Source organism: Streptomyces sp. NPDC052687 (assembly GCF_040678395.1).
In the GTDB taxonomy this organism is placed as follows: domain Bacteria; phylum Actinomycetota; class Actinomycetes; order Streptomycetales; family Streptomycetaceae; genus Streptomyces.
Genome location: NZ_JBFATR010000021.1, coordinates 64,825 through 87,713, shown reverse-complemented (window position 1 = coordinate 87,713; position 22,889 = coordinate 64,825). Strand labels below are relative to the sequence as shown.

Annotated in this window: 25 protein-coding genes and 1 riboswitch; of the genes, 10 read left to right on the top strand and 15 right to left on the bottom strand. The window is 73.2% G+C overall.

Going from position 1 to position 22,889, the window contains the following annotated elements; all coding sequences use genetic code 11:
• Nucleotides 1-94 precede the first annotated feature (94 nt).
• The 3 genes from AB0K92_RS18955 to AB0K92_RS18945 form a co-directional block, all read right to left on the bottom strand.
• Nucleotides 95-460 carry an Rv2175c family DNA-binding protein gene (locus AB0K92_RS18955; protein WP_165999052.1) on the bottom strand — a complete coding sequence of 122 codons (366 nt, stop codon included), beginning with the start codon at nucleotides 458-460 and terminating at the stop codon, nucleotides 95-97.
• A 177-nt stretch (nucleotides 461-637) separates the two neighbouring features.
• A complete protein-coding gene (locus AB0K92_RS18950; protein ID WP_365924288.1) occupies nucleotides 638-1,813 on the bottom strand; it encodes an FAD-dependent oxidoreductase in 1,176 nt (391 codons plus the stop codon).
• Between the two features lie 155 nt (nucleotides 1,814-1,968).
• Nucleotides 1,969-2,319: a hypothetical protein gene (locus AB0K92_RS18945; protein ID WP_365924241.1), complete on the bottom strand. Its 351-nt coding sequence runs from the start codon at nucleotides 2,317-2,319 to the stop codon at nucleotides 1,969-1,971.
• A gap of 52 nt (nucleotides 2,320-2,371) precedes the next feature.
• A riboswitch (TPP riboswitch) is annotated at nucleotides 2,372-2,483 on the top strand.
• A gap of 108 nt (nucleotides 2,484-2,591) precedes the next feature.
• Here AB0K92_RS18945 and thiO point away from each other — a divergent pair.
• From thiO to AB0K92_RS18920, 5 genes are all read left to right on the top strand, one after another.
• A complete protein-coding gene (gene thiO, locus AB0K92_RS18940; RefSeq protein ID WP_365924286.1) occupies nucleotides 2,592-3,812 on the top strand; it encodes a glycine oxidase ThiO in 1,221 nt (406 codons plus the stop codon).
• Nucleotides 3,809-4,009 (top strand): sulfur carrier protein ThiS, encoded by a 201-nt coding sequence (gene thiS / locus AB0K92_RS18935; protein ID WP_365924239.1) that lies wholly within the window; start codon nucleotides 3,809-3,811, stop codon nucleotides 4,007-4,009. Before thiO ends, thiS begins: the two co-directional genes overlap by 4 nt.
• A gap of 3 nt (nucleotides 4,010-4,012) precedes the next feature.
• A complete protein-coding gene (locus tag AB0K92_RS18930; RefSeq protein WP_365924237.1) occupies nucleotides 4,013-4,807 on the top strand; it encodes a thiazole synthase in 795 nt (264 codons plus the stop codon).
• A gap of 114 nt (nucleotides 4,808-4,921) precedes the next feature.
• Entirely contained in the window at nucleotides 4,922-6,856 is a 1,935-nt protein-coding gene (pknB, locus tag AB0K92_RS18925; RefSeq protein ID WP_365924235.1) for a Stk1 family PASTA domain-containing Ser/Thr kinase, read from the top strand.
• 134 nt (nucleotides 6,857-6,990) lie between these two features.
• Nucleotides 6,991-7,893 (top strand): deoxyribonuclease IV, encoded by a 903-nt coding sequence (locus tag AB0K92_RS18920; RefSeq protein ID WP_365924233.1) that lies wholly within the window; start codon nucleotides 6,991-6,993, stop codon nucleotides 7,891-7,893.
• A 10-nt stretch (nucleotides 7,894-7,903) separates the two neighbouring features.
• On the opposite strand, the gene AB0K92_RS18915 is transcribed toward AB0K92_RS18920, so the two are convergent.
• A complete protein-coding gene (locus tag AB0K92_RS18915; protein ID WP_365924231.1) occupies nucleotides 7,904-8,536 on the bottom strand; it encodes a sulfite oxidase-like oxidoreductase in 633 nt (210 codons plus the stop codon).
• 185 nt (nucleotides 8,537-8,721) lie between these two features.
• Between AB0K92_RS18915 and bfr the strand changes: the two genes are divergently transcribed.
• Nucleotides 8,722-9,198: a bacterioferritin gene (gene bfr, locus AB0K92_RS18910; protein WP_365924229.1), complete on the top strand. Its 477-nt coding sequence runs from the start codon at nucleotides 8,722-8,724 to the stop codon at nucleotides 9,196-9,198.
• 27 nt (nucleotides 9,199-9,225) lie between these two features.
• Here the strand turns inward: bfr and AB0K92_RS18905 are convergent, their stop codons facing one another.
• Both AB0K92_RS18905 and AB0K92_RS18900 read right to left on the bottom strand, forming a co-directional pair.
• Nucleotides 9,226-9,462, bottom strand: coding sequence for a bacterioferritin-associated ferredoxin (locus tag AB0K92_RS18905; RefSeq protein ID WP_165999035.1), 237 nt, complete (start codon nucleotides 9,460-9,462; stop codon nucleotides 9,226-9,228).
• A gap of 173 nt (nucleotides 9,463-9,635) precedes the next feature.
• On the bottom strand, nucleotides 9,636-10,988 hold the full coding sequence (locus AB0K92_RS18900) for a class II 3-deoxy-7-phosphoheptulonate synthase (protein ID WP_365764154.1): 1,353 nt from the start codon (nucleotides 10,986-10,988) through the stop codon (nucleotides 9,636-9,638).
• A 96-nt stretch (nucleotides 10,989-11,084) separates the two neighbouring features.
• Between AB0K92_RS18900 and AB0K92_RS18895 the strand changes: the two genes are divergently transcribed.
• Together AB0K92_RS18895 and AB0K92_RS18890 are read left to right on the top strand one after the other, a co-directional pair.
• Nucleotides 11,085-11,141 (top strand): trp operon leader peptide, encoded by a 57-nt coding sequence (locus tag AB0K92_RS18895; protein ID WP_365924284.1) that lies wholly within the window; start codon nucleotides 11,085-11,087, stop codon nucleotides 11,139-11,141.
• Nucleotides 11,142-11,234: 93 nt separating this feature from the next.
• Nucleotides 11,235-13,115: an anthranilate synthase family protein gene (locus AB0K92_RS18890; RefSeq protein ID WP_365924227.1), complete on the top strand. Its 1,881-nt coding sequence runs from the start codon at nucleotides 11,235-11,237 to the stop codon at nucleotides 13,113-13,115.
• On the opposite strand, the gene AB0K92_RS18885 is transcribed toward AB0K92_RS18890, so the two are convergent.
• From AB0K92_RS18885 to AB0K92_RS18865, 5 genes are all read right to left on the bottom strand, one after another.
• The gene (locus AB0K92_RS18885) at nucleotides 13,067-14,062 is read right to left on the bottom strand and encodes a 2-hydroxyacid dehydrogenase (protein WP_365924282.1); all 996 of its coding nucleotides are present in this window, start codon (nucleotides 14,060-14,062) and stop codon (nucleotides 13,067-13,069) included. The two genes, AB0K92_RS18890 and AB0K92_RS18885, sit on opposite strands and share 49 nt — an antisense overlap.
• 64 nt (nucleotides 14,063-14,126) lie before the next feature.
• Nucleotides 14,127-15,155, bottom strand: a complete 1,029-nt coding sequence (locus tag AB0K92_RS18880; RefSeq protein WP_365924225.1) for a 6-phosphofructokinase — start codon at nucleotides 15,153-15,155, stop codon at nucleotides 14,127-14,129.
• 182 nt (nucleotides 15,156-15,337) lie between these two features.
• Nucleotides 15,338-16,012 carry a response regulator transcription factor gene (locus tag AB0K92_RS18875; RefSeq protein ID WP_365924223.1) on the bottom strand — a complete coding sequence of 225 codons (675 nt, stop codon included), beginning with the start codon at nucleotides 16,010-16,012 and terminating at the stop codon, nucleotides 15,338-15,340.
• Entirely contained in the window at nucleotides 16,009-17,238 is a 1,230-nt protein-coding gene (locus tag AB0K92_RS18870; protein ID WP_365924220.1) for a DUF5931 domain-containing protein, read from the bottom strand. The genes AB0K92_RS18875 and AB0K92_RS18870 overlap by 4 nt, the downstream gene beginning before the upstream one ends.
• A 45-nt stretch (nucleotides 17,239-17,283) precedes the next feature.
• Complete coding sequence (locus AB0K92_RS18865) at nucleotides 17,284-18,060, bottom strand: lysophospholipid acyltransferase family protein (RefSeq protein WP_365924280.1); 777 nt, start codon at nucleotides 18,058-18,060, stop codon at nucleotides 17,284-17,286.
• Between the two features lie 187 nt (nucleotides 18,061-18,247).
• Between AB0K92_RS18865 and AB0K92_RS18860 the strand changes: the two genes are divergently transcribed.
• Nucleotides 18,248-19,033, top strand: a complete 786-nt coding sequence (locus AB0K92_RS18860; RefSeq protein ID WP_365924218.1) for an alpha/beta fold hydrolase — start codon at nucleotides 18,248-18,250, stop codon at nucleotides 19,031-19,033.
• Nucleotides 19,026-19,736, top strand: a complete 711-nt coding sequence (locus AB0K92_RS18855; protein WP_365924216.1) for a hypothetical protein — start codon at nucleotides 19,026-19,028, stop codon at nucleotides 19,734-19,736. The genes AB0K92_RS18860 and AB0K92_RS18855 overlap by 8 nt, the downstream gene beginning before the upstream one ends.
• An 89-nt stretch (nucleotides 19,737-19,825) precedes the next feature.
• Here AB0K92_RS18855 and AB0K92_RS18850 read toward each other — a convergent pair whose 3' ends face one another.
• From AB0K92_RS18850 to AB0K92_RS18835, 4 genes are all read right to left on the bottom strand, one after another.
• Nucleotides 19,826-20,572, bottom strand: coding sequence for an endonuclease/exonuclease/phosphatase family protein (locus AB0K92_RS18850; protein ID WP_365924278.1), 747 nt, complete (start codon nucleotides 20,570-20,572; stop codon nucleotides 19,826-19,828).
• 121 nt (nucleotides 20,573-20,693) lie between these two features.
• Nucleotides 20,694-21,647: an ROK family glucokinase gene (locus AB0K92_RS18845; protein ID WP_165999014.1), complete on the bottom strand. Its 954-nt coding sequence runs from the start codon at nucleotides 21,645-21,647 to the stop codon at nucleotides 20,694-20,696.
• Nucleotides 21,648-21,701: 54 nt separating this feature from the next.
• Nucleotides 21,702-22,274: a DUF5304 domain-containing protein gene (locus AB0K92_RS18840; protein ID WP_365924214.1), complete on the bottom strand. Its 573-nt coding sequence runs from the start codon at nucleotides 22,272-22,274 to the stop codon at nucleotides 21,702-21,704.
• Nucleotides 22,275-22,616: 342 nt separating this feature from the next.
• Nucleotides 22,617-22,751, bottom strand: a complete 135-nt coding sequence (locus AB0K92_RS18835; protein ID WP_365924212.1) for a hypothetical protein — start codon at nucleotides 22,749-22,751, stop codon at nucleotides 22,617-22,619.
• Nucleotides 22,752-22,889 lie beyond the last annotated feature (138 nt).

Below are 22,889 nucleotides of genomic sequence, written 5' to 3'. Positions count from 1 at the left end.
CCGCGGGCCGCAGTGAACCACGGCCGTGGCCCCGTGCGCGCCGCGGCCCGTACTCCGGACGGTCGGTCAGCGTTCTTCGTTCGGTGTGCTCGGATCAGACGGCGAGCGCCTGGGCCCGGCGCTTCACCTCCGTGCCGCGATTCTCGCTGAGGGCCTGCGCGGGGGTGCCGGGCAGGCTGTCATCGGGGGTGAAGAGCCACTCCAGCATCTCTTCGTCCGTGAAGCCGTCGTCCCGCAGCAGCGTCAGGGTCCCGGACAGGCCCTTGACGACCTTGTCCCCGTCGATGAAGGCGGCGGGGACGTGCAGCGCGCGGTTCTCACCACGGCGTACGGCGATGAGCTGGCCGTCCTTGACCAGCTGCCGCACACGCGTCACCTCGACGCCGAGCTTTTCGGCGATGTCGGGGAGGGTGAGCCAGGCGGGGACGAGAGCATCGATCTTTGCGTCAATCTCGGTCACGTCACCAAGCCTGCCATCCCGCACTGACACTCGGTACCCAGGGCACCCGCGGCAGGGCCGACGGAGTGTGCGGCAGACCCGCACGGGTGCCGGATGTCACCGGACGGCAGCGCGGCGCCCCCGCCGCGCAGAGTGCGCCGCGCCGGGCCCCGCGCCACCGTCCGCGCGGTGCGCGGGTCACGCCGTCGCGGACTTCAGCGGTCGGCTCGGGTCGGTGAGGAGGCGGGGGTCCATGGGGGTGGCGGACTCGATCAGGCGGCGACCCTGGGCCAGGTCGCGGGGGCGGCCCACCGCCAGCAGGGCGACCAGGCGGTCGTCGCGGAGCCAGCAGACCGTCCAGGCGGGTCCGGACGGGTCCCCGCGCCAGAGCAGGGTGTCGGCGGAGGCGTGGTGGCCGGCGTACTGGACGAAGCGGCCGAACTGCTCGGACCAGAAGTACGGGACCGGGTCGTAGACCGCGGTGGGCTCCCCCGTGGCCGCGCCGAGGATGTTCGCGGCGACCGTGCGGGGGCCCTGGAGGGCGTTGTCCCAGTGGTGGACGAGCAGGCGCTCGCCGTACCGCGCGGAGGGGAAGGACGCGCAGTCGCCGACGGCGTAGACGTCCGGCGCGGAGGTGCGCAGACCGGCGTCCGCCACGACCTCGCCCCGGGCCCCCAGCTCGATGCCGGAGCCCGCCAGCCAGGCGGTGGCGGGGCGGGCGCCGATGCCGACGACCACGGCCCCGGCGGGCAGCCGCGTCCCGTCGTCGAGGAGCACCGCGCCGGGCTCGACGCCCGCCACGCGCGTGCGCGTGCGCAGGTCCGCCCCGGCGTCGGCGTACCAGGCGGCCATCGGCGCCGCGACCTCGGCGGGCAGCGCGCCCGCCAGGGGATGGTCCGCGGCCTCCACGACGGTGACCGCGCAGCCCGCCTCCCGCGCGGCGGTGGCGAACTCCGCGCCGATCCAGCCCGCGCCGACGACCACGATGTCGTGCTGCCGGCCGAGCACCGGCCGCAGCCGTTCGGCGTCGTCCAGGGTGCGCAGCAGATGCACCCCCGGCACGCCCTCGGCGCCCGGCAGCCGGACCGGTTCGGCACCGGTGGCGACGACCAGGACGTCGTACGGCACGGGCCCGGCCTCGGTATCCAGCTCGTGGTCGGCGGGGCGCACCCCGCGCACCTCGCGGCCGAGGTGGAGGTCGATGCCGAGCGCCTCGAAGTCGACGTCGAAGGCGGAGCCCTCGGCCGTGCCGAGCAGGACGGCCTTGGACAGCGGGGGCCGGTCGTACGGCTGGTGGGGTTCCGCGCCGATCAGCGTCACCGTGCCGGTGAACCCCTGTTCCCGCAGGGCGACCGCGGTCTGCACCCCGGCCATGCCGGCACCCGCCACGACCACCCGCCGCGGCGCGGACGCCTCCCGCTCCCGAGCCTCCCCAGCCCGCGACCGCGCTGCCCGCGTCCCCCGCTCCTGCGTCTGCTCGCTCACCTGATCACCATAGTCGTCACCCTAGACACCTGACGTTCCGTCAGTCACCGCTCCCGCGTGGTGACCTGCTCCACAACGCTGGTCCCGCCGCCCTCCCGGGACTCCCACTCCCAGGTCTCCTCCAGCCGCACCCGCCCGTCGGGCAGCTCCACCACGTGCGACACGCAGTGCCCGCAGGCCGTCGTCCCGTCGTGCCGCAGCTGGACGTACCGGAAGTCCAGCCGGTCGCCCCGCCGGGTACCCACGAGGTGCCCGCGCGCGATGTCGCCGCCCTCGTACTCGGCCCAGATCTCGCCGTCCCGCTCGTGGTAGCGGAACCGGGTGCCCGTGCCCACCTGGCCGGGGGCCTGGTCGGCGACGGGGGCGAGGACGAGACCGTCGAGGCTGCGGGCCACGGGCGGAGGCTCCCTTACTGAGACATACGGCGTCGGGCTAGGGTGGCCAACGTAAAGCACTCGCGGGAGCCCGGACGCACCGGGCTGAGAGGGAGGCTGGCGGCCTCCGACCGTACGAACCTGATCCGGGTCATGCCGGCGAAGGGAGGGGCTGGACGCCCATGTCGCGTACGTCCGACACATCCGACGTCACCTCAGGTGTCACCTCCGATGTCAGCCCTGACATCACCCCTGAGGTCTCCGATGTCACCCCTGAGGTCACGTCCGACGTCATCTCATCAGCGGCCCCCGACGTCCTGGTCGTCGGGGGCGGGATCATCGGTCTGGTCACGGCCTGGCGAGCCGCGCAGCGCGGGTTCGCCACGGCGGTGCTCGACCCGGAGCCGGGCGGCGGGGCCGCCCAGGTGGCGGCCGGAATGCTGGCCGCCGTCACCGAACTCCACTACGGCGAGCACACCCTGCTCGGCCTGAACCTGGCCTCGGCCCGCCGCTACCCCCAGTTCGCGGCCGAGCTGACCGACCTCACCGGCCACGACCTCGGCTACCGCCAGTGCGGCACCCTCGCCGTCGCGCTGGACGCCGACGACCGCGCCCACCTGCGCGAACTGCACACCCTGCAACGCGAGTCGGGGCTCGACTCCGAGTGGCTGTCGGGGCGCGAGTGCCGGCGCCTGGAGCCGATGCTCGCGCCCGGCGTGCGCGGGGGCCTGCGGGTCGACGGCGACCACCAGATCGACCCGCGGCGGCTCGCGGCCGCCCTGGTCGCCGCCTGCGAGCGCTCCGGGGTGGTGTTCCACCGGGTCCGCGCGGAGCGGCTCACCGTCGCACGGGACCGCGCCACGGGCGTGGTCACCGCCGACGGCACCGCGCTGGCCGCCGGGCAGGTGGTGCTCGCCGCCGGCAGCCTCAGCGGGCGCCTGGCGGGTGTCCCCGAAGCCGTGGTGCCGCCGGTGCGGCCGGTGAAGGGGCAGGTGGTGCGGCTGACCGTGCCCGCGCGGTACGCGCCGTTCCTGAGCCGGACCGTGCGGGCCGTGGTGCGCGGCAGCCACGTGTACCTGGTGCCGCGCGAGAACGGCGAGCTGGTCGTCGGCGCCACCAGCGAGGAGCTGGGCTGGGACACCACGGTGACGGCGGGCGGCGTCTACGAGCTGCTGCGCGACGCCCACGAGCTGGTGCCCGGCATCACCGAGCTGCCGCTGACGGAGACCCGCGCGGGGCTGCGCCCCGGCTCCCCCGACAACGCTCCGCTGCTCGGCCCGACCGGCCTCGACGGGCTGCTGCTGGCCACCGGCCACTACCGCAACGGAGTGCTGCTGACCCCGGTGACCGGCGACGCGCTCGCGCACGCCCTGGCCACCGGCGGACTGCCGGAGGAGGCCCGCCCGTTCACGCCGCAGCGTTTCAGCGAGGCGGCCACGAAGGCCGCACGTGCGCAGAGCACACCCCTCCCCCACTCCCCCTCGCAGCCCGCCCTCACGGAGCAGCCCGCATGAACATCTCGGTCAACGGCGAGACCCGCGAGGTCGCGCCCGGCACGGCGCTCGACGCCGTCGTCCGCACGCTCACCGCCGCGCCCTCCGGCGTGGCCGCCGCCCTCAACGAAACCGTCGTCCCGCGCGGACAGTGGGCGACGACCGCGCTCTCCGACGGGGACCGCGTCGAAGTCCTCACCGCCGTCCAAGGAGGCTGACCCATGGCCGACGACCCCTTCGTCCTCGGTGGTACGACCTTCACGTCCCGGCTGATCATGGGCACCGGCGGCGCGCCCAGCCTGGAGGTCCTGGAGCGGGCACTGGTGGCCTCCGGGACCGAGCTGACGACGGTCGCGATGCGGCGGGTCGACCCCGGCGTGCGCGGCTCGGTGCTCTCCGTGCTCGACAGGCTGGGCATCCGGGTGCTGCCGAACACCGCGGGCTGCTTCACCGCCGGCGAGGCGGTGCTCACCGCGCGGCTGGCGCGGGAGGCGCTGGGCACCGACCTGATCAAGCTGGAGGTCATCGCCGACGAGCGCACCCTGCTGCCGGACCCGATCGAGCTGCTGGAGGCCGCCGAGACGCTGGTCGACGACGGCTTCACCGTGCTGCCGTACACCAATGACGACCCGGTGCTGGCGCGCAGGCTGGAGGACGTGGGCTGCGCGGCGATCATGCCGCTCGGCTCCCCCATCGGCTCCGGGCTCGGCATCCGCAACCCGCACAACTTCCAGCTGATCGTCGAGCACGCGCGCGTGCCGGTGATCCTGGACGCGGGCGCCGGCACCGCGTCCGACGCCGCGCTCGCCATGGAGCTGGGCTGCGCCGGGGTGATGCTCGCCTCGGCGGTCACCCGCGCCCAGCAGCCGGTGCTGATGGCGGAGGCGATGCGGCACGCGGTCGAGGCGGGCCGGCTGGCCCACCGCGCGGGCCGTATCCCCCGCCGCCACTTCGCCGAGGCGTCCTCCCCGGTGGAGGGCCGGGCCCACCTGGACCCGGAGCGCCCGGCGTTCTGATCCGCCGCCGTCCCGGGACCGCCGTCCCGGGGACGGTCACAGCTCTGCTGCAGTCCGCCCCCGGGGCCGCTGTGACGGCAGGCGGTGTCGGTGGCGGCTCGTAGACTCACCCGCGTGGACACGACCCTTCAGGACCCTCTGGTCGGGCAGCTGCTCGACGGCCGATACCGCGTCGACGCGCGGATCGCGGTCGGCGGGATGGCCACGGTCTACCGGGCCGTGGACACCCGCCTGGACCGCGTGCTGGCGCTGAAGGTCATGCACCCCACGCTGGCGGCCGACGCGTCGTTCGTGGACCGGTTCATCCGGGAGGCCAAGTCGGTCGCCCGGCTGGCCCACCCCAACGTGGTGCAGGTCTTCGACCAGGGCACCGACGGGTCGTACGTCTATCTGGCCATGGAGTACGTCGCCGGGTGCACCCTGCGCGACGTACTGCGCGAGCGCGGGGCGCTCCAGCCGAGGGCCGCGCTGGACATCCTGGAGCCGGTGCTGGCCGCGCTGGGCGCCGCGCACCGCGCGGGGTTCGTGCACCGGGACATGAAGCCGGAGAACGTCCTGATCGGCGACGACGGCCGGGTGAAGGTCGCCGACTTCGGGCTGGTCCGCTCGGTCGACACCGTCACCAGCACCACCGGCGCCGTCCTCGGCACGGTCTCCTACCTGGCCCCCGAACAGATCGAGCACGGCACCGCCGACCCGCGCGTGGACGTCTACGCCTGCGGCGTGATGCTGTACGAGATGCTGACCGGCGGCAAGCCGCACACCGGCGAGACCCCGGCCCAGGTGCTGTACCAGCACCTCCACGCGGATGTCCCGCCGCCCTCGGCGGCCGTCCCGGGCCTGCCGTACGAGCTGGACGAGCTGGCCGCCTCGGCGACCGCCCGCACCCCGGACCTGCGGCCGCACGACGCGGTGGCGCTGCTCGCCCAGGCCCGCGAGACCCGCGCGGCGCTGAGCGCGGACCAGCTCGACGCGGTCCCGCCGCAGGCCCTGGCGGCGGAGCACGACAACGCGGAGGACCGCACGAGCGTGATCCCGCGCGCGCTGACCACGCCCTTGCGCGTGCTGCCGGTCGACGGGGACGACGAGGATGCCGCGGTGCCGTCCGACCGGACCAGCCGGCTGGAGCGCCCGCCCGTCCCGGCGCCCCGGCGCCGCCCCCGGCCGCCGCGCGCGGTGGTCACGGTCGTCGCCGCCGTCCTGCTGGGCCTCGGGCTCGGCGCCGGCGTCTGGTACATCAACTCGGGGCAGTTCACGCGCGTGCCCGCGGTGCTCGGCAAGACGCAGGAGCAGGCCGAGGGGCGGCTCACGGACGCCGGCCTGGAGGTCGGTGACGTCGAGCACGCGTACAGCGACACGGTCAGGCGCGGCACGATCATCAGCACGGACCCCGCGCCGGGCAGCCGCATACGGCAGAACGACTCGGTGACGCTGACCGTCTCCGACGGCCCGCAGACCGTGAAGGTGCCGAACCTGGCGGGTTACCGCCTGGACAAGGCGCGGGACGTGCTGAAGGACGAGGGCCTGGAGCCGGGCATGGTCACCCGGGAGTTCAGCGACGAGGTGGAGCGGGGTTTCGTGATCGGCACCGAGCCGGTCGCGGGCACCGAGCGCAAGGCGGGCTCCGCCATCGCGCTCACCGTCAGCAAGGGCAGCCCGGTGGACGTCCCGGACGTCGTCGGACAGGACCTCGCCGACGCGCGGGAGCAGCTGGCGGAGGCCGGTCTGAAGGTCCGGGTCGCCGAGCGGCGGGTGCACTCGGAGCACGAGCAGGGTCAGGTCGCCCGGCAGTCCCCGGGCGCGGGCGGCAGGGCCGCCGAGGGCGACACGGTGACCCTCACGGTGTCCAAGGGCCCGGTGATGGTCGAGGTCCCGGACGTGGTCGGGGACAGCGTCGACGAGGCGAAGGACAAGCTGGAGGCCGCCGGTTTCCAGGTCGACGAGGACCGCGGGCTGCTGGGCCTGTTCGGCGACACGGTCAAGGAGCAGTCGGTGGCGGGCGGCGAGCCGGCGCCCGAGGGCTCGACGATCACCATCACCATCCGCTGACCGCCGGCCGGTCCCGGCCGGGCTCCCGTCCCGCGCCCGCCCAGGCTCCCGGTCCGCTCCCGGCCGGCGAGGCGTCGCTCACACCGGCCGCCGGGCGGTGCGGGCCACGGGACGCGCCATGACACCCTGAACGGGTGAAGAGTGAACTTCCCGGCCCCCTCCACGATCTCCCCGGCCGCCGGCGCAACCCCGTCGGCAGCCATGTCCCCGTGGCCGGTGGCCTCAGCTCGGTGGGCCTGTCGTACGCCCGCGACATCGGTGCCGAGACCGTGCAGGTCTTCGTCGCGAACCCGCGCGGCTGGGCCACACCGGCCGGCAACGCGCGGCAGGACGAGGAGTTCCGGGCGGCGTGCGCGGCGGAGTCGGTCCCGGCGTACGTCCACGCGCCGTATCTGATCAACTTCGGTTCGCACACCGAGGCGACCGTGGAGCGGTCGGTGGAGTCGCTGCGGCACTCGCTGCGGCGCGGGCGGGAGATCGGCGCGCTCGGCGTGGTGGTGCATACCGGCAGCGCGACCGGCGGCCGGGACCGGTCGGTGGCGCTGAAGCAGGTGCGCGCGCACCTGCTGCCGCTGCTGGACGAGCTGACCCACGACGACGACCCGTTCCTGCTGCTGGAGTCGACGGCCGGCCAGGGCTCCTCGCTCTGCTCGCGGACCTGGGACTTCGAGCCGTACTTCGAGGCGCTGGACGCGCATCCGAAGCTGGGCGTGTGCCTGGACACCTGCCACATCTTCGCCGCCGGGCACGACCTGACCGGCCCGAGCGGGATGCACCAGACGCTCGATCTGCTGGTGGAGACGGTCGGCGAGGGCCGGCTGAAGCTGATCCACGCCAACGACTCCAAGGACGTCGTCGGCGCGCACAAGGACCGGCACGCGAACATCGGCGCCGGTCACATCGGCGAGGACCCGTTCCGGGCGCTGATGACGCATCCCGCCACCGAGGGCGTCCCGCTGATCATCGAGACCCCCGGCGGCAAGGAGGGCCACGCGGCGGACGTGGAGCGCCTGAAGAAGCTGCGGGAGGCCGGCTAGCCCCGCAGGGTCACAGTTCGGGGCCCTCTCCGGGTTCCTCCTGGTAGGAGTAGCGCTGTTCCTTCCATGGGTCGCCGATGTTGTGGTAGCCGCGCTCCTCCCAGAAGCCGCGGCGGTCGGCGGTCATGTACTCCACGCCGCGCACCCACTTGGGGCCCTTCCAGGCGTACAGGTGCGGCACGACCAGGCGCAGCGGGAAGCCGTGCTCGGCGGTGAGCAGCTCGCCGTCCTTGTGGGTGGCGAAGATCGTGCGCTCGGCGGCGAAGTCGGACAGCCGCAGATTCGAGCTGAAGCCGTACTCCGCCCACACCATCACATGGGTGACATTCTCGGCGGGCGGGGCGATCTCCAGGATGGTCCGCGCGGGGATGCCGCCCCACTCCGCGCCGAGCATGCTGAACTTCGTCACGCAGTGCAGATCGCCGACGACGGTGGTGTACGGCAGAGCCGTGAACTCCTCGTGGGTCCAGCAGTGCTTCTCGCCGTCGGCGGTGGCCCCGAAGACCCTGAACTCCCAGCGCTCCGGCCGGAACTTGGGCACCGGCCCGTAGTGCGTGACCGGCCAGCCGCGCTGCACTCGCTGCCCCGGCGGAAGCTCGGACCGTGCTGCTTCTCCTGTTTCGCGCTCCACCGGATGACCCATGTATCCATCCTGACAGACCCCGGCCGGTGCACAGGACCAGGCGGGCCCGTAAACGGGCAACTACCACCAAGCACCACTAAGCATGCACTTACTTACTAAGTACGCACTTACTGGACGATCTTCCGCAGCCGGTGCAATCATGCGGCGCAACCTGGCAGTTCCCCCGCGCGGAAGGAGCCTCTGCGATGCAGGGCGACCCCGAGGTCCTCGAATTCCTGAACGAGCAGCTGACCGGCGAGCTGACGGCGATCAACCAGTACTGGCTGCACTACCGGATCCAGGACAACAAAGGCTGGACCAAGCTCGCCAAGTACACGCGTGAAGAGTCCATCGATGAGATGAAGCACGCGGACAAGATCACCGAGCGCATCCTCATGCTGGACGGGCTGCCCAATTACCAGCGCCTGTTCCACGTGCGGGTCGGCCAGACGGTGACCGAGATGTTCCAGGCCGACCGGCAGATCGAGGTGGAGGCGATCGACCGCCTCAAGCGGGGCATCGAGGTGATGCGCGCCAAGGGCGACATCACGTCGGCGAACCTCTTCGAGGCGATCCTGGAGGACGAGGAGCACCACATCGACTATCTGGACACGCAGCTGGAGCTGATCGACAAGATCGGCGAGGCGCTGTACATCGCGCAGCAGATCGAGCAGCCGAGCTAGGCCCGGCGGGCGGCTGAGGCGGGCCGCTCAGGCGGCGGCTTCGCTGATCTCCGAGAGGACCGGCTTGCCCTGGTCGGCCAGCTCGCGGCGGGGGCAGGAGCCCCGGCCGAGGAGTGCCTGGATCCGGCGGACGCACGAGCCGCAGTCGGTGCCCGCCTTGCAGGCGGAGGCTATCTGGCGAGGGGTGCAGGCGCCGTTCTCCGCGTGCTGCTTGACCTGCTGCTCGGTGACGCCGAAGCAAGAGCAGACGTACACGCGGTTCACCTCCCGCCGGGATCGAGTCGTTGCCCTCCCCGTGACCGGTGAGGCAAACCTAACCTTACCCATCGCGCCGGGGACGCGAAAGCGGAGTGGGGCGCGGATCGTATGTGATCCGCGCCCCACTTCATGGCCGAAAACCGCCTGTAACAGGCGCTCCGCTCACCGGCCCCTGTACATCACTGGTCGCGGTACATCTCCGCGACGAGGAACGCCAGGTCCAGCGACTGGCTGCGGTTGAGCCGCGGGTCGCAGGCCGTCTCGTAGCGCTGGTGCAGGTCGTCGACGAAGATCTCGTCGCCGCCGCCCACGCACTCGGTGACGTCGTCGCCGGTCAGCTCGACGTGGATGCCGCCCGGGTGGGTGCCGAGGGCCTTGTGGACCTCGAAGAAGCCCTTGACCTCGTCGAGCACGTCGTCGAAGCGGCGGGTCTTGTGCCCGGAGGCCGCCTCGAAGGTGTTGCCGTGCATCGGGTCGGTCACCCAGGCCACCACCGCGCCGGACGCGGTGACCTTCTCCACCAGCTCGGGAAGCCGGTCGCGGATCTTGTCCGCGCCCATCCGGACGATGAAGGTCAGCCGGCCCGGCTCGCGCTCCGGGTCCAGGCGCTCGATGTACTGCAGCGCCTCCTCGGCCGTCGTCGTCGGGCCGAGCTTGATGCCGATCGGGTTGCGGATCCGCGAGGCGAACTCGATGTGCGCGTGGTCCAGCTGCCGGGTGCGCTCACCGATCCACACCATGTGCGCGGAGACGTCGTAGAGCTGACCGGTCCGCGAGTCGACGCGGGTGAGCGCGGACTCGTAGTCGAGCAGCAGCGCCTCGTGCGAGGCGTAGAACTCGACGGTCTTGAACTCCTCCGGGTCGGCCCCGCAGGCGTGCATGAAGTTCAGGGCGTTGTCGATCTCGCGCGCCAGCTGCTCGTAGCGCTGGCCCGACGGGGACGACTTCACGAAGTCCTGGTTCCAGGCGTGCACCTGGCGCAGGTCGGCGTAGCCGCCGGTGGTGAAGGCGCGCACCAGGTTCAGCGTGGAGGCGGACGCGTGGTACATCCGCTTCAGCCGCTCCGGGTCCGGGATCCGGGACTCCTCGGTGAAGTCGAACCCGTTGACCGAGTCGCCGCGGTAGACCGGCAGGGTCACCCCGTCGCGGGTCTCGGTCGGCTTGGAGCGCGGCTTGGAGTACTGGCCGGCGATCCGGCCCACCTTCACCACGGGCACGGAGGCGGCGTACGTCAGCACGGCGCCCATCTGGAGCAGGGTCTTGAGCTTGTTGCGGATGTGATCGGCGGACACCGCGTCGAACGCCTCGGCACAGTCGCCGCCCTGGAGGAGGAACGCCTCTCCCTTGGCGACGGCCGCCATCCGGGCGCGCAGCTGGTCGCACTCGCCCGCGAAGACGAGCGGCGGATACGACTCGAGGTCCGCGATCACCTTGCGCAGAGCCTCGGGGTCGGGGTACTCGGGCTGCTGCGCCGCGGGCAGGTTTCGCCAGGTGTTGCCAGCGCTCGCGCTGGTCTTAGCGTTCACGGTCACGACCTCAACATTACGGGGTCGGGTCGGACGTCCTGCCCCATGCCCAGCAATTGAGACACGGGGTACACGCCTCGGACATGGGGTAAGGTGCCCGGCATGTTCGCGCATTCGATCCAGACCTGGTGGTGGACCGCTTCTCCGGCGGCCCGCTGACTGCGCGTACCCACGACTTCGCGAAGGCCGCCCGAGGGGCGGCCTTCGTGTTTCCCGGGCCGTTCCTCACCGATCACCACGGAAGAGGAACCCATGGACCTGGCACAGCTGGCACACGATTCCCGGCCGTTCGCCCTGCTCCGGCGCCGCACCCCCGGCCACGACCACGACACGGTCGAGCTGCTGATCGGAGCGGTGACGGAGTACGGCCGGCTCGCCGACCTGCCCGACGAGGGGCTGGCCCTCGTGCCGTTCCGGCAGATCCGCGAGCGCGGCTTCGACGTCCGCGACGACGGCACCCCGCTGGCGGTGCTGGTCCCCGAGGAGTCGCACGCCGTGCCGCTCGCCGACGCCCTGGCGCAGCTGCCGGCGCACGCCGTGCGCGTCGAGGACGGCGGGTTCGACGTCGCCGACGAGGAGTACGCGCGGATCGTCGGGCGGGTGCTGGAGGAGGAGATCGGGCGCGGTGAGGGCGCGAACTTCGTGATCCGGCGGACGTACGAGGGGCGGATCCCGGGGTTCGGGCGCGCCGACGCGCTGGCGCTGTTCCGGCGGCTGCTGGCGGGTGAGCGGGGCGCGTACTGGACGTTCGTGGTGCACACCGGGGAGCGGACGCTGGTGGGGGCGAGCCCCGAGGTGCATGTGCGGATGTCCGGCGGCACGGTCGTGATGAACCCGATCAGCGGGACGTACCGCTATCCCGCCGAGGGGCCGACGCCCGGGCATCTGCTCGGCTTCCTCGCCGACGGCAAGGAGATCGAGGAGCTGTCGATGGTCGTCGACGAGGAGCTGAAGATGATGTGCACCGTCGGCGACCGGGGCGGGGTGGTCGTCGGGCCGCGGCTGAGGGAGATGGCGCACCTCGCCCACACCGAGTACGAGCTGCGCGGGCGCTCCTCGCTGGACGTGCGGGAGGTGCTGAGGGAGACCATGTTCGCGGCGACCGTGACCGGCTCGCCCGTGCAGAACGCCTGCCGGGTCATCGAGCGGTACGAGACCGGTGGGCGCGGCTACTACGCGGGCGCGCTGGCCCTGCTCGGCCGGGACTCCGGCGGGGCGCAGACCCTGGACTCCCCCATCCTGATCCGGACCGCGGACATCGACGCGGCCGGGCGGCTGCGGGTGCCGGTCGGCGCGACGCTGGTGCGCGGCTCGGACCCGGCGAGCGAGGTCGCGGAGACCCACGCGAAGGCGGCCGGGGTGCTGGCCGCGCTCGGCGTGCGGGAGCCGCGGCCGCGGCGGGAGGCGGTACGGCCGCGGCTCGCCGACGATCCGCGGGTGCGGGCCGCGCTGGACGGGCGGCGGGCCTCGCTGGCGCCGTTCTGGCTGCGCATGCAGGACCGGTCGTCCGAGCTGGAGGGGCACGCGCTGGTCGTCGACGCGGAGGACACCTTCACGGCGATGCTCGCGCACGTGCTGCGCTCGGGCGGGCTGGAGGTGACCGTGCGGCGGTACGACGAGCCGGGGCTGCGGGAGGCGGTGCTCGGGCACGAGGGGCCGCTGGTGCTGGGTCCCGGCCCCGGGGACCCGGGTGACGCCGGCGATCCGAAGATGCGGTTCCTGCGGGAGCTGACCGCGGACGTCCTGCGCGGGCACCGGTACGGGGTGCTCGGCGTCTGCCTCGGGCACGAGCTGATCGCGGCGGAGCTGGGGCTGGAGATCGTCCGCAAGGAGGTGCCGTACCAGGGGGCGCAGACACGGATCGATCTGTTCGGGCGGCCGGAGACCGTCGGCTTCTACAACAGCTTCGTGGCGCGCTGCGACGACGGGGCGGCGGCCGCGCTGTCGGCGCGGGGGGTGGAGGTGAGCCGGGCCGCGAACGGGGAGGTGCACGCGGTGCGCGGGCCGGGCTTCGCGGGCACGCAGTTCCACCCGGAGTCGGTGCTGACCCTGAACGGGGCGGAGGTGGTGCGGGAGCTGGTCGGTCAGCTGCGCGGCACCAGCACGTTCTCCGAGCGGCGGCCCGCGCGGTAGTCGAGCACGTTGCGGGCGGTCGTCTCGGCGATCTGCCCGACGGCGTCCCGCGTGTAGTACGCCTGGTGGGAGGTGACCAGGACGTTCGGGAAGGTGACGAGGCGGGCCAGGGTGTCGTCCCCGACGGCCTCCAGGGACTTGTCGAGGAAGAACAGCCCGGCCTCCGCCTCGTAGACGTCGAGGCCGACGCCCGTGAAGCGGCCCTCGCGCAGCTCGGTGACGAGGGCCGCGGTGTCGATCAGGCCGCCGCGGCTGGTGTTCACCAGGATCGCGTCGTCCTTCATCGTCCTCAGCGCCTCGGCGTCGATCAGGTGCAGGGTCTGCGGCATCAGCGGGACGTGCAGCGTGACCAGGTCGGACTCGGCGAGCAGCCGTTCCTTGGGGACGTACGCCATGCCCAGCTGCATACAGGCGGGGTTCTCGGCGATGTCCCAGCCGAGCAGCCGCATGCCGAAGCCGTGGGCGATCCGGGCGAACGCCTCGCCGATCTTGCCGGTGCCGAGGACGCCGGCGGTGCGGCCGTGCAGGTCGCGGCCCATCAGCCCGTCGAGGCGGAAGTCGAAGTCGCGGGTGCGGGTGGAGGCGCGGACGACACGGCGGTCGACGGCCAGGGCGAGGGCCCAGGCGAACTCGGCGACCGCGTACGGCGAGTAGTACGAGACGCGGGCGACGGTCATGCCGAGGCGTTCGGCGGCCGGCAGGTCGATGTTGTTGAAGCCGGTGGAGCGCTGGGCGATCATCCGGGTGCCGCCGGCCGCGAGGATCTCCAGGACGCGGGCGCCGAGGTCGGCGTTGACGCTGGTGGAGACGGTCTCGTAGCCGGCGGCGATGGGGGCGGTGTCCTCGTTGAGGAAGACGTCCAGACAGCGGACCTGGTACGGGTCCGGGAACGCGTCCTCGATCAGGGGCTTCTCGTCGGCCTGCACACCGAACGCCAGGATCTCCACGAGGCCCTCCGAGGGTTGTGACCGCATGTGGGGTGGTTTCGGTGAATATAGCCGTGCTCGGCCGTCAGCCGAAGAACACCCCGACCTCCTCGTAGAGTTCCGGCTTCACTCGTTTGAGCCGGGCGGTCGCGTCGGCGATGGGCACGCGGACGATGTCCGTGCCGCGCAGGGCGACCATGGTGCCGAAGTCGCCGTCGCGGACGCAGTCGATGGCGTGCAGGCCGAAACGGGTGGCGAGCCACCGGTCGAAGGCGCTGGGGGTGCCGCCGCGCTGCACATGGCCGAGGACGGTCGTCCGAGCCTCCTTGCCGGTGCGGTTCTCGATCTCCTTGGCCAGCCACTCGCCGACGCCGGACAGCCGCACATGCCCGAAGGAGTCCAGCGTCCCGTCCTTGAGCACCATGGCGCCGTCCTTCGGCACGGCGCCCTCGGCGACGACCACGATCGGCGCGTACGACGCCCGGAACCGGGAGGTGACCCACGCGCACACCTGGTCGACGTCGAAGCGCTGCTCGGGGATGAGGATGACGTTGGCGCCGCCGGCCAGCCCGGAGTGCAGGGCGATCCAGCCGGTGTGACGGCCCATCACCTCCACCACGAGGACGCGCATGTGGGACTCGGCGGTGGTGTGCAGCCGGTCGATGGCCTCGGTGGCGATGGAGACGGCCGTGTCGAAGCCGAAGGTGTAGTCGGTGGCGGACAGGTCGTTGTCTATCGTCTTCGGGACGCCCACGCAGGGGATCCCGTACTCGCCGTGCAGCCGGGCGGCGACCCCGAGGGTGTCCTCGCCGCCGATCACGATCAGCGCGTCCACCCCCTGTTTCGCGAGGTTCTCGCGGATCCGGCGGACGCCGTCGTCGTCCTTGAGAGGGTTGGTGCGCGAGGAGCCGAGGATGGTGCCGCCGCGCGGGAGGATGCCGCGTACGGCGGGGATGTCCAGGGGTGTGACGTCGCCCTCCAGGGGGCCGCGCCAGCCGTCCCGGTAGCCGGTGAAGTCGTAGCCGTAACTCTGCACGCCCTTGCGGACGATGCCCCGGATGACGGCGTTGAGCCCGGGGCAGTCGCCGCCTCCGGTCAGTACTCCGACCCGCATGGAAAGTCCCTTCGCCGGGTTGCCGTGAGCCGTGCCGTGCGGTGTGCGGTGCGGTTTTCCGTTCGGCGTTCCGTGCGGTGTTCCGCATCAGCAGGCTAGGGGTGACCCAGGTCACTTCGGCAGGGTCCGGAAGGGCGGTTCCGGTGCGGTGCCGGCCGGTCGGCCGAACCGCGGCCCCGGTGCTACTCCCCGTCGAGGCCGCGCTCTATGGCGTACCGCACCAGCTCCACGCGGTTGTGCAGCTGGAGCTTGCCGAGGGTGTTCTGGACGTGGTTCTGCACCGTGCGGTGGGAGATGACGAGGCGTTCGGCGATCTGCTTGTAGCTCAGGCCCTTGGCGACCAGGCGCAGCACCTCGGTCTCCCGCTCGGTCAGGCGGGGCGCGCCCGGCTGGTCGGTGTCGGGGGCGGGCGCGGGCTCGGAGGCCAGCCGCCGGTACTCGCCGAGGACCAGGCCCGCGAGGCCCGGCGTGAACACCGGGTCGCCGGCCGCGGTGCGGCGCACCGCGTCCAGCAGCTCCTCGGTGGACGCCGACTTCAGCAGATAGCCGGTGGCGCCGGACTTGACCGCCTCCAGCACGTCGGCGTGCTCACCGCTCGCGGACAGCACCAGCACGCGCAGGCGGGGGTCGGCGGCGACGACCTCCTTGCAGACCTGCACGCCGGGCTTGGCGGGCAGGTTCAGATCGAGGACGAGCACGTCGGGGGCGGCGGCCCGGGCACGGCGTACGGCCTGCTCGCCGTCGCCCGCGGTGGCCACCACCTCGAAGCCGTGCTCGGTCAGGTCGCGGGCGACCGCGTCGCGCCACATGGGGTGGTCGTCGACCACCATCACCTTGATCGGCCGCTGCTCGCTCATCGTCTCCCCCGTGCCGTCTTCTCGCTCGTCGTCCCGCTCTTCGGGACCCTCAGTTCCACCTCGGTGCCCTGGCCGGGCGTGGACACCAGCTCGGCGCTGCCGCCCAGGTCGCGCAGCCGGCCCCGGATGGACAGGGCCACGCCCATCCGGCCCTCGCCCTCGGCCTGCGCGAGGCGCCCCTCGGGGATGCCCGGACCGTCGTCCCGTACGGTCACGATCACCTCGTCGGGCCAGTCCTCGATGAGGAGCCACGCGCGCGCGTGCTCCCCCGCGTGCCGCGCCACGTTGTCCAGGGCGGCGCCGACGGCCGCGGCCAGCTCCCGCGCCGCGTTCGCCGGCAGGGTGACCGGGGCGCCGGGCTCGGCGACGCTGACCCGGGCACCGGCGTACGGCATCAGCAGCGCCCGCAGATCGACCGGCCCCTCGGGGTCGTCCGGCTCCTCCACGGCCCGGACGACCGCGCCCCGGGCGGTGTCCTCCGAGACCCGGGAGACCGGGACCAGGCCGCCGGAGACCAGGGTGCGCAGCGCCACCTCCTGCTCTCCGGCGAGGCGCCCCAGCTCGGCGGCCTCACCGCCGAGGGCGGCCCCGCGGCGCTTCACCATGGCCAGCACCTGCAGCACGCTGTCGTGGATGTCGCGGGCCAGCCGCTCCCGCTCCCGGGTCGCGGCCTCGATCTCCAGGGCTCGCGCGAGGGTGCGCTCGGAGGCGCGGGCCACCTCGACGACGTAGCCGATGGCGATGGAGGCGACCCAGACCAGGATCACGTTGTGGACGGTGTCGCGGACCGGGGCGCCGCGTTCGACCAGGTTGGCGACGGCGACCGCGGTGGAGGCGAAGGCCGCCCACCGCCAGCCGCCCTTGATGGCGAAGGCGAGGACGGAACCGGCGGTCCATATCGACGGCAGGGTCGGGCCACCGTCGTGGATGCGCTCCTGGGTGTCGGCGACGAGGGTGAGGAGGATGCCGGTGACGGCGATGGTGAGGTCGACGGCGAGGAACCGCTTGGTGCAGGCCGCCTCGCCCGCGACCTTGGGCAGCGTCGCGAGGGTCCACACGGCGAGGACGGCGTAGAAGCCGACGGCGACCCAGGGGCGGGCGAACTCGTCGTAGGCGGTGCAGAACAGGCCGACCGCGTACAGCATGGTCAGCACCCGGTAGCCGGCCAGGGCACGCCACAGCGGCTGCTCGACCGACATCCTCATGACTCTCTCGCGCCTGGCCATGTCCCCCCGCCCCCGCCCCGGACTGCCCGTCCGGGGGCCGGACCGTCACCGGTCCGTCTGCTCCCGGTGCGCCTTCTCCTTCTCGGCCTGTTCCTTCTCGGCCTGCGCGAGCGCGGCCCTGGCCGCCTTCGCGGCCTCCTTCTCGGCCTTCGCCGCCTCCGCGAGCTGCCGCTTGGCGGCGGTCGCGTAGATGTCGACGTACTCCTGGCCGGACAGCTTCATGATCTCGTACATGACCTCGTCGGTCACCGCGCGGAGCACGAACCGGTCGTGTTCCATGCCCTGGTAGCGGCTGAAGTCCAGTGGCTTGCCGATGCGGATGCCGGGCCGCATGACCTTGGGCATCACCTTGCCGGGCGGCTGGATCTTCTCCGTGTCGATCATGGCGACCGGGATGACGGGCGCGCCGGTGGCGAGCGCCACGCGCGCCAGGCCGCCCGGCTTGCCGCGGTAGAGCCGGCCGTCGGGCGAGCGGGTGCCCTCCGGGTAGATCCCGAACAGCTCGCCGCGCTCGATCACCTCGATGCCGCTGCGGACGGCCGCCTCGCCCGCGCCGCGCGCGCCGGAGCGGTCCACCGGGAGCTGGCCGACGCCCTTGAAGAACGCGGCGGTCAGCCGTCCCTTGACGCCGGGCGTCGTGAAGTACTCGGCCTTCGCGATGAAGGTGACCTTCCGGTCGAGCACCGCCGGCAGGAAGAAGGAGTCCGAGAAGGACAGGTGATTGCTCGCGAGGATCGCCGGGCCCTCGGCGGGAACGTTCTCCAGGCCCTCCACCCAGGGCCTGAAGACGAGCTTCAGCGACCCTCCGATGGTGACCTTCATCGCGCCGTACAACAACCGAGTGCCTCCTGTGTCTGTCGAACAGACCTTAACCCGACGGGCCGGGCCCGGTATGCCCCGAGGGCCCGGCGGCCCTGGTCGGTGTCAGTGCCGTCGCGTACGGTGAAGCACACCTGGACTCGTTTCACGCCCCTTGCTCAAGACCCCTGAGATGAACAGGAGACCGAAGGTGCCGGTCCTTCCTGGAGCCGAGCCGTACCGCCACGAGGGCGGAGAGGTCGGCGTCCTGCTCTGCCACGGCTTCACCGGTTCCCCGCAGTCGCTGCGCCCCTGGGCGGAGTATCTCGCCGACCGCGGCCTGACCGTCACCCTGCCGCTGCTCCCCGGGCACGGCACCCGCTGGGAGGACATGCAGCTCACCGGCTGGCAGGACTGGTACGCGGAGGTGGACCGCGAGCTGGGCGCCCTGCGCCGGCGCTGCGCCACGGTGTTCGTGGCGGGGCTGTCCATGGGCGGCGCCCTCGCGCTGCGGCTCGCCGCCCGGCACGGCGACGCGATCAGCGGCGTGGTCGTCGTCAACCCGGCGAACAGGGTGCACGGCCTGTCCGCGTACGCCCTGCCGGTCGCCCGCCACCTGGTCCGCACCACCCGCGGCATCGCCAGCGACATCGCCAAGCCGGGCAGCGTGGAGATCGGCTACGACCGGGTGCCCCTGCACGCGGCGCACTCCCTGCGGACCTTCTTCCGGATCGTCGACCGCGAACTGCCGCGGGTCACCCAGCCGCTTCTGCTGCTGCGCAGCCCCCAGGACCATGTGGTGCCGCCCGCCGACTCGGCCCGCGTCCTCAGCCGGGTGTCGTCCACGGACGTCACCGAGCTGCTGCTGGAACAGAGCTACCACGTCGCGACGTTGGACCACGACGCGGACCGGATCTTCGAGGAAAGCCTGGCGTTCATCGGCCGGCTCGCACCCAGTGTCGGCGCCGGCAAGGAAGGGACGGCCACAGGTGGCTGAGCACGACTCGGAGCGCGAGGACCGCGAACGCCGGGAGGAGCCCGAGCGCGCGGGGGCCCGGGACGGCGGCGCGGGCCGCCCGGACGGCGGGTCCGGGGAGCATTCGGTGCCGTTCGACGAGGAGGCCGCCTGGGCCGCGATCGTCGCCGGGTACGGCGAGGAGCCGCCGGACCCGCCGGGCGCCAAGCCGTTCAAGTCGGTGGAGGACCTGGCGCTGCTGGAGGCCGAGCCGAACGACGGCGGGGACGGGACGACGAGGACGGACGCCCCGGAGAAGGGCGCGCCGAAGACGGAGGCACCGAAGAAGGACGCACCGGAGGAGGAGGCGCCGAGGCCGCTGGGCAGCTCCGTCTCCTTCGCCCCCGGCGTCGGCGGCGGGGGCCCGCGCGACTACACCCTGCGCGAGCCGGCCGAGGGGCACCCCGATGAGGCAGACGACGGGGACGACGGCGACGAGGGCCATTTCGTCCCGCCGGAGCCGCCGCCGCTGCCCGCCGCCGACGCGACCGCCAAGTTCGCCTGGCTGGCGGTGATCGGCGGCCCGGTGCTGCTCCTCCTCGCCGTCCTGTTCGGCTGGGACATGACCTGGTGGCTGTCCACCCTCGGCATCGGCGGCTTCCTCGGCGGCTTCGCCACGCTGGTCATGCGGATGCGCACGGACGACGAGGACGACGACGACCCGGGCCGCGGCGCGGTCGTCTGAGGGTCGGCCCGCCGGGGACCGAGGGCAGCCGTCAGCCCGCCGGAGTTCCGAGGGCAGCCGTCAGCCCGCCGGGATTCCGAGGGCAGCCGTCAGCCCGCCGGGATTCTGAGGGCGGCCAGGACCGGGAGGTGGTCCGTGGCCGCCCTCAGGTCGTCCTCCGAGACGCCGGGGTGGCCGAGGGGCACCCCGCAGCCCAGCACCTCGACGCCCTTGGTCGCGAAGATCGCGTCGATGCGCTGGTGGGGCGCTGCGGGGGTGGAGGTGAACTCGCCGCCCCAGGGGCTCGTGGCCCAGCAGTCCTGGAGTTCGGCGGCGAGCCGGCGGAAGGTCCGGCCGCCGGGGCGCTCGTTGATGTCCCCGCCGACGACGGCGTGCTCGACACCCAGCGCGGCGAGCCGGTCGAGCACCATGCCGCCCTGCGCGTAGCGCTCGTCCTGCCGCAGGCTGAGGTGGCAGCTCACCACGCCCAGGCGGGCGCCCGCGAACCGTACGACGGCGGTGGCGAGCCCGCGCCGGTGCAGACCGGGGGTGAGCGGCAGCAGGACGTCCTCGGTGCGCTCGACGGTGGCCCGCAGCGAGCACAGCAGGGCCGGTCCGGCGGCCGTGCCGCCGCCGGAGAGGAGCACGAGGTCGGCGGCGCGGGCGAGCCGGGCCAGCTTCTTGCGCCAGCGGAAGAAGCGGGGCGCCTCCTGCACCAGGACCAGGTCCGGGGCGCAGGCGGAGATCACCCGGGCGAGCGCGTCGGTGTCGTCCCGCATCGACCGGATGTTGTAGCCGAGGACGCGGACGACGGCGGAACCGTCGGGTTCGGTACGGGAGTCGGGCAGCAACGGCATCGGATGGGCCATGCCCAGAACTTACGCCCGGAAGGCGCCCGCGGGGCGCGGGGAACCGCGCGACAGGCCACGGCTCACCCGCGGCCCGGATCGCGCAGCCCCCCTCTGCGGCGAACCGCCCTCACATGATCGGGTCGGGCTCCCGGGCCAGGTCGGCGGCGCCCACCAGCCCCGCCTTGTTCCCCAGCTGCGCGGCGATCACGTCGGCGACCGGACGCCAGTTGCCGCCCACCAGCCACCGCTTGTACGACTTGCGGATCGGGTCGAGCACCAGCTCGCCCTCGTCCGACAGACCGCCGCCGACGATGAACGCGGACGGGTCGAACAGCGACGCGAGGTCGGCGAGGCCGGCGCCGGCCCAGCGGGCCAGCTCACGGTAGGAGTCGACGGCGACCGGGTCACCCTGGCGGGCGGCCATGGAGATGTGCTTGCCCTCGATGCCGTCGGGGGTGCCGTCGCCGAGCGAGAGCAGCACCTCGGCGCGCTCCGGGGTGGCGTTGGCGCGCTGCTTGGCGTAGCGGACGAGGGCGCGGCCGGAGGCGTACTGCTCCCAGCAGCCCTGCGAGCCGCAGCCGCACAGCAGGCCGTCCGGCACCATCCGGATGTGGCCGAACTCGGCGGCCACGCCGAAGTGGCCGCGGCGCAGCTTGTTGCCGATGATGATGCCGCCGCCGAGGCCGGTGCCGAGGGTGATGCAGATGACGTTGCGGTGGCCCTTGCCCGCGCCGAACTTGTACTCGCCCCAGGCGGCCGCGTTGGCGTCGTTCTCCACGACGACCGGGAGGCCCACGCGGGCCTCGACCTTCTCCTTCAGCGGCTCGTTGCGCCAGTCGATGTTCGGTGCGAAGTAGACCGTCGAGCGCTGGCGGTTGACGTAGCCGGCGGCGCCGATGCCCACGCCGGTGATCTCGTGCCCCGCGCGCGCACCCTCCACCGCCGAGGCGATCGCGTCCACGATGCCCTCGGGCGTGCCCGGGGTCGGCACCTTGTGAGTCGAGAGGATGTTGCCTTCCTCGTCGACCACGCCGGCCGCGATCTTCGTGCCGCCGATGTCGACGCCGATGGTGAGTCCCATGAATCCCTCAGTTTCGGTCGAGCCCCGCTACGGCCAACCGTACCCGAGCCCGCTCTAGTCGAGGTCGATGCGTTGTCCCGGACCGCTGTCCTCGCCGGGGTCGCGGCGGTGGTCGGAGGGGCCTTCGGTCCCGTCCGTCCCGTCCGGCTCCTGGGTGCCCTCGCTGCCCGGAGTGCGCGGCACGTCCGCGGTGCCGCCGGTCCAGCGGCGCTCCTGGGCCTGGACGGCGGAGCGGTAGGCGGCGAGGAGTTCCTGGCCGGCGGCGGCCAGGTGGTCGAAGACGTCCGGATTGCGTTCGATGACCGGCTCGACGGCCGCCTTGGCCTGCTCGACGACCTGCTGCACCACCTGCTGGGCGGCGGGCCCGCCGACCGCTCCGAGCAGCGGCGACTGGAGTCCGGCCAGCTTGTCCAGGGCGGTGTCGACGAACTTGCGCAGCTCCTCGGCGGCGGAGCCGGGCGGCGGCGTCCGCCGGTCCCGGCGGCGGGCCTTCTCGGCCTCCAGGTCCTCGGCGCAGGCGGTCGCCCAGGCGTCGGGGTCGCCCGGCGAGCGCTGGTCGTCGGGCGAGCGCTGGTCGTCGGGCGCCTGATCCCGAGCCGCGTCGTGGCTGGGGCGCTCTTCGCTCATGGCGGACTCCTGACTACGTCTCGTCCTTACGACGTTACCCGAACGGAGGCAGCGCCCGGCGCCGCTTCACCGGCCGGCCGCGTCCCCGCCCCGGCCGCTCCACCGGCCACCGGCCACAGCGCCGGACCCGCGGCGAGCCCGATCCGCGACTCCCCGCGCGCACCGGCCCGCCGGGCCGCCCGGCCGGCGCCCTCACCGGGGGCGGCGCTGTGGCGCAGGGCCGGGGGAAGGGGCGTACCACTGGCGTGGCCTGTGGCCTGGTGACCGACCCGCCGTCTCGCCGGGGTGGCGCCCGCCGGTCGGCGCAGCCCTGGAACGCCGCTTCACGGGCCGGCCGCCGCATCAGCGGCCGCGGCGTACGGCGGCCTCGGCCGCGCGGGCGGCGAGCGGGCTGCCGGCCACCGCGTCGGCCAGTCGCGCCAGGCCCTCGGCCTGGGCGGGCTGGGGCCTCCCCCGTCTCAGCGGACCGTCGGCCACAGGGCCGAGTCCGGGGTGAGACGGATGCGCAGCTCGCCCACGCGCAGGCTGGCACCCTTGCCGGCGCAGTGGCGCAGCGGCACAGCGGACAGGGCCGCGGCGATACGGGCCCCACTGACGTGGGCCGACCGGCCCGCC

Bases quoted from the DNA above. Each gene is read 5' to 3' on its own strand.
- AB0K92_RS18870 (WP_365924220.1), bottom strand. From the start codon at position 17,238: ATGGCCAGGCGCGAGAGAGTCATGAGGATGTCGGTCGAGCAGCCGCTG.
- AB0K92_RS18915 (WP_365924231.1), bottom strand. From the start codon at position 8,536: ATGGGTCATCCGGTGGAGCGCGAAACAGGAGAAGCAGCACGGTCCGAG.
- AB0K92_RS18865 (WP_365924280.1), bottom strand. From the start codon at position 18,060: ATGAAGGTCACCATCGGAGGGTCGCTGAAGCTCGTCTTCAGGCCCTGG.
- AB0K92_RS18890 (WP_365924227.1), top strand. From the start codon at position 11,235: ATGGACCTGGCACAGCTGGCACACGATTCCCGGCCGTTCGCCCTGCTC.
- bfr (WP_365924229.1), top strand. From the start codon at position 8,722: ATGCAGGGCGACCCCGAGGTCCTCGAATTCCTGAACGAGCAGCTGACC.
- AB0K92_RS18850 (WP_365924278.1), bottom strand. From the start codon at position 20,572: ATGCCGTTGCTGCCCGACTCCCGTACCGAACCCGACGGTTCCGCCGTC.
- AB0K92_RS18880 (WP_365924225.1), bottom strand. From the start codon at position 15,155: ATGCGGGTCGGAGTACTGACCGGAGGCGGCGACTGCCCCGGGCTCAAC.
- AB0K92_RS18840 (WP_365924214.1), bottom strand. From the start codon at position 22,274: ATGAGCGAAGAGCGCCCCAGCCACGACGCGGCTCGGGATCAGGCGCCC.
- AB0K92_RS18875 (WP_365924223.1), bottom strand. From the start codon at position 16,012: ATGAGCGAGCAGCGGCCGATCAAGGTGATGGTGGTCGACGACCACCCC.
- AB0K92_RS18845 (WP_165999014.1), bottom strand. From the start codon at position 21,647: ATGGGACTCACCATCGGCGTCGACATCGGCGGCACGAAGATCGCGGCC.
- AB0K92_RS18930 (WP_365924237.1), top strand. From the start codon at position 4,013: ATGGCCGACGACCCCTTCGTCCTCGGTGGTACGACCTTCACGTCCCGG.
- thiS (WP_365924239.1), top strand. From the start codon at position 3,809: ATGAACATCTCGGTCAACGGCGAGACCCGCGAGGTCGCGCCCGGCACG.
- AB0K92_RS18950 (WP_365924288.1), bottom strand. From the start codon at position 1,813: ATGGCCGGGGTGCAGACCGCGGTCGCCCTGCGGGAACAGGGGTTCACC.